8 protein-coding genes are annotated in these 12,464 nt (G+C 68.4%); 6 read left to right on the plus strand and 2 right to left on the minus strand.

Going from position 1 to position 12,464, the window contains the following annotated elements; all coding sequences use genetic code 11:
- Positions 1–119: 119 nt before the first annotated feature.
- Positions 120–464, minus strand: a complete 345-nt coding sequence (locus ACYVLP_RS10110; RefSeq protein ID WP_460627206.1) for a hypothetical protein — start codon at positions 462–464, stop codon at positions 120–122.
- Positions 465–553: 89 nt separating this feature from the next.
- Here ACYVLP_RS10110 and ACYVLP_RS10115 point away from each other — a divergent pair, with 89 nt between their 5' ends.
- Positions 554–1,393, plus strand: coding sequence for an SDR family NAD(P)-dependent oxidoreductase (locus ACYVLP_RS10115; RefSeq protein WP_460627207.1), 840 nt, complete (start codon positions 554–556; stop codon positions 1,391–1,393).
- 54 nt (positions 1,394–1,447) lie between these two features.
- On the opposite strand, the gene ACYVLP_RS10120 is transcribed toward ACYVLP_RS10115, so the two are convergent.
- Positions 1,448–6,190, minus strand: a complete 4,743-nt coding sequence (locus tag ACYVLP_RS10120) for a PQQ-dependent sugar dehydrogenase (protein WP_460627208.1) — start codon at positions 6,188–6,190, stop codon at positions 1,448–1,450.
- Positions 6,191–6,854: 664 nt separating this feature from the next.
- Between ACYVLP_RS10120 and ACYVLP_RS10125 the strand changes: the two genes are divergently transcribed.
- From ACYVLP_RS10125 to ACYVLP_RS10145, 5 genes are all read left to right on the plus strand, one after another.
- The gene (locus tag ACYVLP_RS10125; protein ID WP_460627209.1) at positions 6,855–7,625 is read left to right on the plus strand and encodes a hypothetical protein; all 771 of its coding nucleotides are present in this window, start codon (positions 6,855–6,857) and stop codon (positions 7,623–7,625) included.
- 628 nt (positions 7,626–8,253) lie between these two features.
- The gene (locus tag ACYVLP_RS10130) at positions 8,254–9,228 is read left to right on the plus strand and encodes a S1C family serine protease (RefSeq protein WP_460627210.1); all 975 of its coding nucleotides are present in this window, start codon (positions 8,254–8,256) and stop codon (positions 9,226–9,228) included.
- 142 nt (positions 9,229–9,370) lie between these two features.
- Positions 9,371–10,378, plus strand: a complete 1,008-nt coding sequence (locus tag ACYVLP_RS10135; protein WP_460627211.1) for an alpha/beta fold hydrolase — start codon at positions 9,371–9,373, stop codon at positions 10,376–10,378.
- 10 nt (positions 10,379–10,388) lie between these two features.
- Positions 10,389–11,477 carry an amidohydrolase family protein gene (locus ACYVLP_RS10140; RefSeq protein WP_460627212.1) on the plus strand — a complete coding sequence of 363 codons (1,089 nt, stop codon included), beginning with the start codon at positions 10,389–10,391 and terminating at the stop codon, positions 11,475–11,477.
- Positions 11,467–12,405: a GNAT family N-acetyltransferase gene (locus ACYVLP_RS10145; RefSeq protein WP_460627213.1), complete on the plus strand. Its 939-nt coding sequence runs from the start codon at positions 11,467–11,469 to the stop codon at positions 12,403–12,405. The genes ACYVLP_RS10140 and ACYVLP_RS10145 overlap by 11 nt, the downstream gene beginning before the upstream one ends.
- Positions 12,406–12,464 lie beyond the last annotated feature (59 nt).

Here is a 12,464-nt window from a genome sequence, read left to right on the forward strand (position 1 = left end):
ATGACGCTCGGGCCACCCTCGAGGAAGCACCCGTCCGACTGTTCCGCTCGGGATGCATCGCCCTGACCGCGGCCGGGCTGCTCGCGTCCCGTGACTCGTGGGCACCCGGCGCGCAGCCCTCAGTCGGGCGTGGTCAGTCCGCGCACGACCTGGTCAACAAGGCGCTGCTGGAACCGACCTTCGGTAGGGTCGCCGCCGGACGAGGCGCGGCCCAACACGCCGAACAGCAGTCCGCCGAGGATGGCATTGACGGCATCGGCGACAGCTGACGGGTCGCCAGAGTCGCCGACTGCGAGCGCGCCGCTCTCCATGCCCTCGGCGACCACGGCGCGCAGCGGGGCGGCGATCCAGGTGTCGTTGACCGCTAGCACCTCGGCCATCTTGGTGCCGCCACCGGCAGCGGCGAGCATCCCCGCACACACTCCGGGATTCGCACCGAGGTACTCGACCAGGGCGCCGAGCATCGCGCGGAGCCGCGCCGCCGGCGGATCAGACTCTTCGGCTCGGGCGAGCGCCCTGTCGGCCCCTTCGCGAGCGTGCGATGTCAGCAGGAATGCGAGCAGGTCGTCACGCCCAGCGAAGTAGTAGTAGAGCGAGGCGCGCGACGCGCACAGGAGCCTCCTCCGGGATCGGGGAGGCGTTCGCCAGGGCCCTCGCGGCCGAAGGCATCCATCTGGTCCTCGCCGCGCGCCGCCAGGAGCGCCTGGCCGCCCTGGGCGCAGAGCTGACCCGTGATCATGGCGTCCAGCACCGGGTGGTCACCGTCGATCTGGCCCACCCCGATGGCCCACGAGAGGTTGTCGACGCCAGCGCCGACGTCGATGTGGGCTTGCTCGTGTCCAACGCAGGTGCCGGGCACCCGGGGCTCTTCGTCGAGCAAGAGCTCGACGACCTGCACCGGCGGCTCAGACTCAACGCCGTAGCCCACCTCGAGCTGGCGCACGCCTTCGGCCGGCGACTGAGGGAACGCGGTCGAGGTGGGATCGTGCTGGTCAGTGCGCTCGGAGCCTCGGCCGGCATCCCGTACATGGGTCACGAGGCCGGCTCGGAGGCGTACGTGGACGCGCTGGGCATCGCCTTGCACCACGAACTCGCCTCTTCTGGCGTGCGAGTCCTCGTGATGCGCCCAGGCAGTGTGGACACCGCGATCATCGACTCCTTCGGCCTGGACCGCGATGACCTTCCGATGCACCCGATCAGCCCTGCGGCGGCGGTCAACGAGACGCTCGACGCGCTCCGCCGGGGCCGGGCCACTCACCTGCCCGACCGTCGGATGCGGCTGCTCAACCGGGTGCTGCCGGCGCCTTTGGCGATCCGGATGAACGGCCGCATGCTCGGACAGGGAGCCGCCCGCCTCGCGGCGGGGGGAGCGGGCCGAACACACGCAACGTGATGTCACCTCCCAGGCCCGGTGCGTCGGTCCGGACCGATCTGCTCCGCTCGCTCGTCATTGCCCCGCAGCGCGGAGCGAGATCGCCTGCATCACCCAGTTCGAGGTGCCCCTCAGCGACCCGTCCGCACTGTATGGGCCAGCCGACGTCACGGCGCGATCGGCAAGGATATCGGCATCAGGCACCGTGATCAGACGCGTCGTGAAGCCGGTCGAGGACGCCGTGAACTCTCCCGACGTCGTGCCGGCGCCGACGATCAGCTCGCGGGCGCTACTGGTCGTGAGGGTCCCGCTGGAGGCCGTGGAAGAGCTGCCGCTGCTGGACGCGGCGGCGTCGAACGGGTTCGTCTGGTCGAGCCCGCTGTACTCGGCGGCGCGCACGTCGGCATAAGGCACAGCGCTGGAGAAGGTGACGGTGACGGTGTTCGACACCGCGGCGCGGACGTTCCTGGCGTAGTAGATCGCCTGGCTCAGGTTGGTCCCGCGCTGGATCGGGGCCGCGACCTGGTACGTGTTGCCCGCGCTGTCTGCCACCGATGAGATCGTTCCGGTCGCACTGTTCCACCCGATGGCAACGACGTTCGTGTAGCCGGCAGTCTGGACGGCCGTGTACTGAACGGTGACGGTGCTCTGGTTCGACTGTGGCGTGGCGCTGTTCACCTGCACGAATGCCGGAGTTGCAGGCGGGGTGCTGGCGGCGAACGTGGCGGTGTACGTGGCATCTGTCGCGGGCACGACGATGTCGTGCTGCTGCGCGCCACCATCGGACCACGACGTGAACGTGTAGCTGGTGCCGTTCGCGGACTCGTTCCGAGCCTCGATGTTGTGATGGAAGCCGATCAGCGTGTCGTACACGAAGGGCGCGGTATGGGCGATCCCGTCGAGGTACAGCGTGCGCCCTGAGGGCTGACTGGCGAACGAGAGGTTCACCTTCCGCGGGAACACCGTGACCGACCGCGACGACGACAGGCCGCTCGAGTCGACGACCGTAAGGGTGATGCGGTACCGCGTGTTGCCGCTGAAGTCGTGGCCCGAGGTAGGGATGGTGAACGTCCCGCTCTTGACACCGACGATCGGCGTACCGGGATGGACGTGCCCCTCGTGGAGGAAGTCGATGTTCCAGGTGAACGCGCTCGCTGGGAGCGTCCCGTCCTCGGTGTCGGTGGCGCTTGCGCTGTAGGAGATCACGTCGCCGGCCACGAAAGTCGAGCCGTCGGTGGGGGTCAGGATCGTAGGCGTGGGCACGTTGCCGGCGCTGATCGTGATCGGAGTGGCGCTCGTCGCGTTGACACCGTCGGAGACGGTGAGCCGTGCCGTGTACTGACCCGATGTCGAGTATCGGTGCGTCGGATTGGCCTCGGTCGACGTTGTGTTGTCGCCGAACGTCCATGAGTAGGTCAGCGGAGTGTTCTCGGGATCACTGGATCCGGCGCTCGAGAACGACACGTCGAGCGGAGCCGGGCCGCTGGTCGGGGTGGCCGCAGCCACCGCGATGGGTGAGAGGTTGGCGTTCTGGTAGCGGATGCGCCGCAGCTTGCTCAGTCCATACGTCGCGCCGATGTCGGAGTAGCCCAGGTCCAGGTAGTACAGGGCTCCGTCGGGCCCCTCTTCCAGGTCGACGATGTCGCCGTACGGACCGTCGGTCGAGCCGTCGGCGGGCTCGAAGTTGAACACCCCGGTGAGGTTGCCGCTGGCGTCGACCGTGAGCCGCTTGATCCAGTTCTGCGTGTAGTCCGCGAAGAAGTAGCTCCCCTGGTAGCCGGCGGGGAACTGGGTTCCGTGGTAGACGAATCCGCCCACGACGGCGGAGTCCCGACCGTTGTGCGCCCAGTAGTACAGGGGGCTGGTGCACTGGCCCGAACACGGTCCCTCGAAGTTGGGCCACCCGTAGTTCGCGCCCGCCTTCCCGATGTCGATCTCCTCCTTGGCAGTGGAGTAGTCGTTGCCTCCGACGTCGCCGATGTACATGCGCCCGGTCGGAGGGTCGACATAGCCATGCCACGGGTTGCGCAGTCCGTACGCCCAGATCGAGTCCCAGTTCGGTCCGGCTCCGTCGTAGAACGGGTCATCCGTCGGAACGGTCCCGTCCTTGTTGATCCGGTGGAGCTTCCCGCGCGGGTTGTTCAGCGCCTGTGCCGCGCTGGCGTCGAAGTGCTCGCCGGTGGTGAAGTACAGCTTGCCGTCATTGCCGAACATGATCGCCCCGCCGTGGTGCTCGGCATTGGCATTCGTCGGGTCCTGGTACAGCACCGTCTCGCTTCCGGCAACGGTGCCAGTCACCGAGGAGTTGGTGGTGAACCTCGACAGCCGGTCGCGGTTCGGCGAGCCCAGCGTGTAGAAGACGTAGTAGAAGTGGTTCGTCGCGAAGTCGGGATCGAAGGCGATGTCATAGATGCCCTGCTGCACGCCGGCCGATCCGATGTTCGTCAGCTGCAGGAAGGCGGTCGGGTCCGGCTGCAGGTACGGGGATGAGAGGACCTCGATGCGACCCGCCAGCTCGGCAACGAGCAGCCGACCATCGGGCAGGAACTGCATCGTCGTCGGCAGGTTGAAGCCCGTCGCGAGCACATCGTTCTGGAAGCGGTTGGCGTTCGTCACATTGACGGGGACGGCGGTCGACGTGGTCGAGTTGCCTCCGACGTCAGTCGCCATCGCCGTCAACGTGTGGGCGCCGTTCGAGGCGTTCCTGGTGTCCCAGTCGAATCCGTATGGAGCGTCGGTGTCCTCGGCACCGACAGACTGCCCGTCGACGAAGAACCGCACACCACGGACGCCCACGTCGTCCGCAGCACTCGCCGTCACCGTCACGATGTCGCTGACCTGGGCGCCCGCGGCCGGTGCGCTGATCGACACCGTTGGCGGGTTCGGGTCGGTCGGTGCGCCGCCCGCCAGCGGCGTGTTCATGTCGGCGCGGATCTCGGCCGCTGTGAGCACATGGTCGTAGATGCGCACGTCGTCGAGGCTCCCGACGAACTCGAAGCCGCCACCGGCGCGGCGACCGATGAAGACGTCGTCGGGCGAGTTCTGCTGGGTGCTCGTGACCGTGCCCACGAGCGCCCCGTTGTCGAGTATGCCGTTGAGGTACACGTCGAGGGACGACGTCGCCGCGTTGTAGACCCCGGCGATGTGGTACCAGGTTCCCGCCTGCATGGCCGTGGCGCCGTACCGGAACATGTCGTTGCCGGCGGCATTGGTGAGCTTGAAACCGATGGTGCGCGGTCCCCGGTCGATCGTCGTGTCGAGCTGCATGCCGATCGAGCCCCGTCGGGATACGACCGCCGCATCGTCGGCCGGGAAGGCCGACGAGTTGATCCACGCGCTCACAGTCATGCTGCCGGTGAGCCGCAGCGCGGGCGGGTTGCCGAGGGCCACGGACTGGTTCTGGCCGTTCAACCGGACCGCCGAGCCGTACTTCCCGGCTCCCCAGGTGGCCCCGCCGGTGAGCGTGCCCGTGAGACCTCTGCCCGAGGCGTCTGCCGCCAACGTGCCAGTTCCCTCGTCGAAGGCGTACCCCGCAAGGACGGCACCGGGTTGGGGCGTCGTGTTCGACACGGTTACGGCAACCGGAGCGGATGTGGCCGTGTTGCCAGCCGCGTCGCGTGCCCGTGCGGTCAGGCTGTGCAAGCCGTTCGTCGCCGCGGTCGTGTCCCAGGTGACCTGGTATGGCGACGCCAGGTCCTCGACGCCGAGCGCTTGACCGTCGAGCAGGAACTGGACGCCTGACACCCCGACGGTGTCGGCCGCCGCGGCCGTGACCGCGATGCTGGCGCTCACGGTCGCCCCCGTCGCCGGCGCCGTGATCGAGACGCTCGGCGGCGTCGTGTCCGGAGGCGGTGACTGTGTCGTCGCGTCAGCGCTCGCCGACAGGGCGGACTCGTTCCCTGCAGCGTCGAACGCGGTGACGCGATAGGTGTACGTGGTGGCCGGGTTGAGGCCGGTGTCCTGGAACGACGTCCCAGTCGATGTCCCGGCAGCCGAGCCGTTGCGGTAGACGCGATACCCGGCGACACCGATGTCATCGGTCGAGCCGACCCAGCTGAGGTTGACCTGGGTGGTCGAGAACGCGTTGGCGCTGAGGCCGGTCGGCACGGTCGGTGGCGTCGAGTCCGACGGCCCGGTGTCAGGACGGAACGCGACGACCTGCATCACCCACCTGTTGCTGTCCTGCGTGCCGGTCGCGGTGTAGGCACCCGCCGCGCCGGCAAACCTGTCCTGCGTGCGGTTCCCGAACCCGGTCGAACGGGTCGTCCACCCGGGCCCTGCGGCCGTCACCGCTCCCTTGGACGCGCCGGCCGCATACAAGAGATCGCCAGTGGTCGTCGTGCTGATCGCGCCGGAGCTCATCGCTGCCGTAGTTCCGGTTGACGAGCGTTGGACATCGAGCGGATTGACCCTGTCCGCACCGCTGTACTCGCTGAGGTACAGCGTCCCCCACTGGCTGATCGCCGTAGCGAACGTCGCTGTGACGGTATTGGCGCCGGCGGCTACGTTCTTGGCATAGAAGGTCTGCTGGCTCCACGAGTTGTTCCAGCCGTTGCGGACACCGGCGCTCACGTACGCGTTGCCACGGGTGTCGGCGAGCGTCACAGCACCGCTGTTGTTCCAGACGACTGTCACGACGATGAGATCGCCCGCCTGGTTGGCGTTGGTGAAGGCGAGGCTGTTGGTGCGACCGCTGGTCACCTCATTGGCTCGAGCCTGCACGAACGCCGGGGCCGCTGCCTCGGCCGGCGTTGCCAGAGGTTGGAGCACGACCACTGAGCCGGCCAGCAGTGCCGCCATCGCCGCCCGCATCCGCATGATTCTCTCCCTTGAGCCGTGTGCACGCTGACCGGTCCCGGGCGCCGGAGTAAATGACCACCACTCGGCGCACGTCACGGCACCCAAACGGATATTGCCCACCCCAACCACGGAAGCGCTCCAGGTGAGAAGCAACCTCCGACTCGAAGGTAGGGCGAGAGGGCAAGCGTCACAGTGGAATGCGCAACGTGGCACCTTTTGCGGTACAAGTCCCGAGACAAGCCAGAAAGGTCCACTCAAGGGCGTCCAAACCCGTCGAATCCGCTGATTCAGACGTCCAAGGACAAAAGGCGGCAGCCAGGCATTTGGGCTTGACCGCGTCCTGCGACCCGCCCCGCGCGGCCGGCGCGTGAACAGTGGACGCGGTGCCTCGGTAGCGCGGCGCGACCGCGGATCAGCGCGACCGTCACGAGGTTGTCTCGGTGGATCCCAGGGCGGTCTGACTGGGTCTCAGAGCCAAACGCCTTTCCACAAATGCCTCACAAGCAGCATAGCGTCATGTTACGGTCGCGCCAATGGTTGCCGTCCTAGCCAGGCGGCGCAGGAGCCAGAGTGCAGAGAGCAATACTCACCAACGCGTACGTGAAGGAAGTTGATAAGGGGGTGCGTTTGTGGCAGGGGGAGCTTCGGCAATACTGCCGTTCGCCGCAAGTAGGCAGCGCCGATGAGGGACCATCAAGCATACAAGAAGGTGCTTCGCAACAGAGAATATATGAAGGCGCGTGGACAATTCAGCGTCGAGGATGCGCCGGGCGCCAAGGTGGCGATCATGATGCCTTTCGTTCCGAGCTTGGTGCAGGATCCGCGTGACGACTATGAGTTCTACGAGTCGGACGCCGCGTCGTTGGTAGGTCATTACCGGTCCATCGACAGAGTGCCGGTCACGTTCATGAGGGCGACACCGGACGACTTTGCCCGCGTGCTCGCAGATCGGACCATTCCGACGGTGGTCGTGCGCGGCACTGGGACGCTTTCATCGGTGGCTACGCCGCTTGAGCGCACAGATGATCGTTCGTATGGTTTTCTCGATTGGCTGCATGCTGCCAAGATGGCTACCCATCTCAAAGTGGGCAGCACAATAATGCGGGTTTGCGGGAGGATGCAGAGACGATTCAATCCACCATGGCCAGTGGGATTTTCAGCAAGCTTTGCGAACATCTACGCGCCGGTGGGCGAAGTCATCAGCATGGCGAACCTCGAAGAGCCGGACAACAAGCTGATCAGGCGTGTCTCGAGCTCTGACGAGCTGTCGTACCAGGAGGTCAAAGACACGTTTCGCGTAAGTCGTCAATGGAATGTCACAACCGGCGTACCAGACAGTGTGTATATTGCCGCTCGCGATGTGTACAACCAGACGCTGAATACCATGCTGCTCGCCAGACCCGTTCCGAAACACATACCTTACGGTGAATATCGAAGTGGCATAGACCCCTAGCAGCACATTGCAAGGGAAGAGGTTTGAACTTTTCGGAGGCAGAATACGCCCATCGAACCGGGACCTCGGCCGACATCTCGCGATGTCGGCCGAGGTAACCACCCTCGTCGCACAGCGCCAACCATCTGTAGCTCGAGAATTCCCGGCAAGAACCTGGGCTCATCCCATGCGAGCTCGTCGCCACGTCATCGAGGCGCACCCGCCGGTCCTGCACGGCGTGGATGATCAGGGCCCGTGCATCAGCGTCCGTGGACGCGTGCGCGGCCGCATCCACGACGGCTCGCGCGGAGGATGACCAGCGCAGCGGCCCGCGCTCGACGAGGCCCTCGCCCGACAGGTGGGTCCTGCGGATGGAGACCCAGGCGACGTCGCGCGGCGTTGCCGGCGCCGGGACGAGGACGTGGATCCGGCCACCCACGAGGGCTGGCTCTGGATTGCTGGCCATGGAGGGCTGGCCATGGAGGGCTGGCTCTGGAGGGCTGGCTCTGGAGGGCTGGCTCTGGACGGCTGGCTGCTTGTGTTCGCCTCGGGCGAACTGGGGGCGGTGGTGGGAATGGTGGCTGCGTCTCGTTCGCTGGATTGGTGAGACGCACCGCGATCCGGTCGCGGTCAGACAGCAGGAGCACGCATGGCCGTCTTCGAGATGCCACCGGCGGCGCACAGCTCGGGCGACGACGCTTTGGACGCCTACTCGCGAACGGTGAGCAGCGTCGCCGAGCGGCTCACCCCGGTCGTGGCGAGCCTTCGAGTCAGCCGGCCGGTCCGTGGTGGGATGGCCGAGGGTGGCGGTTCGGCCGTGGTCCTGACCGCTGACGGGCTGATGCTCACCAACGCTCACGTCGTCGAGGGCGTGGACCGTGGCACCGCCCATTTCGCGGACGGCACGTCCGTCCGGGTGCACCTCGTCGGCTCGGACCCGCTGTCGGACCTCGCGGTGGTGCGGTCCGAGGAGTCCCTCAGGTCGCCACCGGAGTACGGCGACGCCGACCGGCTCAAGGTCGGGCATGTGGTGGTCGCGATCGGCAACCCGCTCGGCCTCGAGGGCAGCGTGACCGCCGGCGTGGTCAGTGCCCTGGGTCGGTCGCTGCCGACCCGGTCCGGTGCGACGACGCGCTTCGTCGAGGACGTGATCCAGACCGACGCGGCACTCAACCCCGGCAACTCCGGTGGAGCGCTGGCGGACTCGGGGGCGCGAGTGGTGGGCATCAACACGGCGGTCGCGGGCGTCGGACTGGGCCTCGCGGTCCCGATCAACACCACCACCCGCAGGATCGTCGAGTCGCTCGTCGAGGACGGTCACGTGCGGCGCGCCTACCTCGGTCTCGTCACAGCGCCAGTCCCGGTCTCCGACGACATCGCGGCTCGCCTGGGCCGACGGACCGCGCTGCGCATCGTCGAGGTCGTCCCCGGCAGCCCGGCCGAGCTGGCCGGGCTGATGCGAGGGGACGTCGTGGTCGCCGCCGACGGCAAGGGACTCTCGGATGCACAGTCGCTCCAGCGGATCCTGCTGGACGAGGCGATCGACCGGTCCATGGAGATCACCGTCCTGCGTGGCCGGGCCCTGGTCGACGTCTTCGCGGTCCCTCGCCTGCTCCGCGGCTGAACCGTCGACGCGCCCGGGCGATGCGTCGATGTCCGGTGCGGGCGGACATATCAGGACAACGAGCACATTGCCGGTGATCGAGTCGCGGATCGTCCCGGCGTGCGCCCTACCTGCGGGCATGTCGGGGCAATACGCTCGATCCGTGGTCACGACGAAAGGCCTCGGGCAGGTGCGCCTGCCAGATGGCCGTCGGGTCGACACATGGCACGGGGGCGACCCGACTGGTTCTCCTGTTCTCTACTTCCATGGCACTCCGGCCGGGCGGCTCCAGGCAGCCCTCGGCGACGGGGCCGCTCATCGCGCTGGGGTCCGGCTGCTGGCGTTCTCACGACCCGGGTACGGCGGCTCCGGCGATGTCTCGACGACGCTGAGCTCGGTCGCGCAGGATGCCGTCGACGTCGCTGCCGAGCTGGGGATCGAGCGGTTCGCCTGCCTCGGCGCGTCTGGGGGAGGCCCGTACGCCTTGGCGGCGGCAGCGACGCACCCGGAGGTCGTGACCGCCGTCGGGGTCGTCGCCGGGATCGGACCCGTGCTCGAGCTTGATGAGACGGCCATCGACGACCCGGCGATCCGCATGGCCCTCGAGGGCGACGTCGACGGTGCGGTCGCGCTCAACGACGCGGCGCTGGCGTCGGGGACCGCCGGCGCACCGGATGCCGCCGCCCAGCAGCTGCGCGACGTCTCGGCGACCGTGGCGCGACCCGACGGCGACGCTACCCCGACACCGCCGGACCCGGACCACGCCACGCGCGACCGGCCACCACACAGCCACCCGACCCATGCGGCATACGCCTGGATGGCCGACAGCCACCTGCGGCACAGCGGCCACCGGCCGGGGTCGTTCGTCTCCCCGGAGATCCTCGAGCCGTGGATGCCGGGCGGGCGGCCGGGTGTGCCGTCCTACCGCGGCGTCTCGCGCGACACCGTCGCGTTCGCTGTCGGCTGGGACTTCGACCTCGCCTCGGTCGTCGCTCCGGTGTGGCTGTGGTACGGCGACCACGACCGGATGGTGCCGATCGCGCACGGGCGATGGCTGCACGAGCGGCTGCCCACGTCGACACTTGTCGTCCGCGAAGGTGCCGGCCACCACGGCACCCTGCTGCCGTACTGGTCGCAGATCCTCACGATCCTGGGGCGGGCCGGCAGCTAGGGTCGAGGACATGAGTGCACCCGTGCTCCATGTCCGAGGTCAGGTGCTCGTCGGACCGGACGATGTCGTCGACGAGCTGTGGGTCGTCGACGGGAGGGTGACCTTCACGCGCCCAGGAAGCGGTGCTGACATCGAGACACTCGAAGGCTGGGCGCTGCCGGGTCTGGTGGACGCACACTGCCATGTGGGGCTGGGCCCGGAGGGCGAGGTGCCGCGTGACGAGGCGGAGCGCCAGGCGCTGACGGACCGCGACCGCGGGACGCTCCTGATCCGTGACGCGGGACAGCCTGGCGACACTCGCTGGGTGGACGCGCGTGACGACCTTCCGAAGATCATCCGCGCCGGACGCCACATCGCCCGCACGAGGCGCTACCTGCGCAACTACGCCCACGAGGTCGAGGAGGGCGAGCTCGTCCAGCACGTCAGGGTCGAGGCGCATCACGGCGACGGGTGGGTGAAGCTGGTCGGCGACTGGATCGACCGGGATGCCGGGGACCTCGCGCCCAGCTGGTCGCGGCAGGCCGTGGCCGACGCGGTCGCAGCCGCCCACGAGGAGGGCGTCCGAGTCACGGCCCACTGCTTCGGCGAGGAGTCGCTCCGAGACCTCGCCGCGGCGGGCATCGACTGCATCGAGCACGCAACCGGCCTCCAGCAGGACTCCATCGACACCTTTGCAGCACAGGGCATCGCGATCGTCCCGACCCTGGTCAACATCGCCGGCTTCCCCGCATTCGCCGCCCCGGCGCAGGAGAAGTTCCCCGCCTACCATCGGCACATGATCGACCTCTTCGAGCGGCGCTACGACACGATCGGGGCGGCGCACGAGGCGGGCATCGCGATCTACGTCGGGACAGACGCGGGTGGAAGCCTCCCGCACGGGCTCGTCGCGCAGGAGATGGTCGAGCTCACCAAGGCCGGCCTCAGCATCGGCGAGGTGCTGTCGGCGGCGACGTGGGGGGCCCGCGAATGGCTCGGGCGCCCCGGGCTGGTCGAGGGTGCCGACGCCGATCTCGTGGTCTACGGCGCCGACCCGCGCGAGGACATCACGGTCGTGGCCGACCCCAAGGGAGTGGTCCTGCGAGGTCGCGTTGTCGTCTGAGCAGCGCTCCGGCGAACCGCTGCCGGCCGACCCGCCCCTGACGGCGGTGGGGGAGAGCGTCGAGGTGCGGCCACCCGCGTCGGCGGACGGGGCGGCATACGTCGAGGCCGTGACCATGTCGACGCGCCGGCTGTCGGCGTTCGCGATCCCGGACCCGCACAACTTCCGGATCGTCCTGCAGAACCAGTCGCCCGTCTACCGCACGTTCCTGGTGCACGCGCGGGACCCCGAGGGGAGTCACGGCCTGGTCGGCCGGATCAACGTCGCGAACGTCGTCGAGGGCGCGTTCCGCAGCGCCACCGTGGGCTACGACGCCTACGACCCGTATGCCGGCCGGGGCCTTTTCGTGGAAGGGCTGTCGCTCACCCTCGACATCGTCTTCGCGGACCCGCCTCAGGGCATGGGCCTGCACCGGATCGAGGCGAACATCCAGCCCGCGAACACCCGCTCCGCCGGTCTGGTCCGGTCGCTCGGCTTCGCTCACGAGGGCTTCTCGCGCGACTTCCTCTTCCTTCCTGGGATCGACGGCCGTCGCGGCTGGCGTGACCACGACCGGTACACGATGCTCTCGTCCGACTGGCCGGCGGCGCCGTACCAGACCCACGGCCAGAAGCGCATCGCCTGCGTGGTCAAGGGAGCCCCCGGCTACGGCAGCTTCGGCCTCGCCAGGGCCCTCGCGCTCGAGCTCGGCCTTCCGCTCTACTCGGCGGCCACGGTGCCCGAGCCGGCGATGCTGTTCGAGCTGCTGCGCTCCTCGCCGATCGGCGGCGTCGTCGAGTGCCGCCTCACCGGGCCCGAGCTGAGGATGGGACTCGCCCGGGCCGGGTTCGACCCGACCTCGGTGCCGGTCTTCGACTCCGAGACCGACGTCAGCAGGCGGGACGTCACCCGGCACGCCCTGGCCGTGCGTGCGGCATTCCAGCGCTGAGCGCCGGCTCGAGCCCAGCGGTGTCGCCGGTTCGGAGCATCCTCGCAGGTCTGGCACAA

The organism is Intrasporangium mesophilum, assembly GCF_054783095.1.

What these genes read in the sequence shown, in the direction of transcription:
- ACYVLP_RS10110 (WP_460627206.1), bottom strand. Translation starts at nt 464, where the DNA reads ATGCTCGGCGCCCTGGTCGAGTACCTCGGTGCGAATCCCGGAGTGTGT.
- ACYVLP_RS10115 (WP_460627207.1), top strand. Translation starts at nt 554, where the DNA reads ATGCGAGCAGGTCGTCACGCCCAGCGAAGTAGTAGTAGAGCGAGGCGC.
- ACYVLP_RS10120 (WP_460627208.1), bottom strand. Translation starts at nt 6,190, where the DNA reads ATGCGGATGCGGGCGGCGATGGCGGCACTGCTGGCCGGCTCAGTGGTC.
- ACYVLP_RS10125 (WP_460627209.1), top strand. Translation starts at nt 6,855, where the DNA reads ATGAGGGACCATCAAGCATACAAGAAGGTGCTTCGCAACAGAGAATAT.
- ACYVLP_RS10130 (WP_460627210.1), top strand. Translation starts at nt 8,254, where the DNA reads ATGGCCGTCTTCGAGATGCCACCGGCGGCGCACAGCTCGGGCGACGAC.
- ACYVLP_RS10140 (WP_460627212.1), top strand. Translation starts at nt 10,389, where the DNA reads ATGAGTGCACCCGTGCTCCATGTCCGAGGTCAGGTGCTCGTCGGACCG.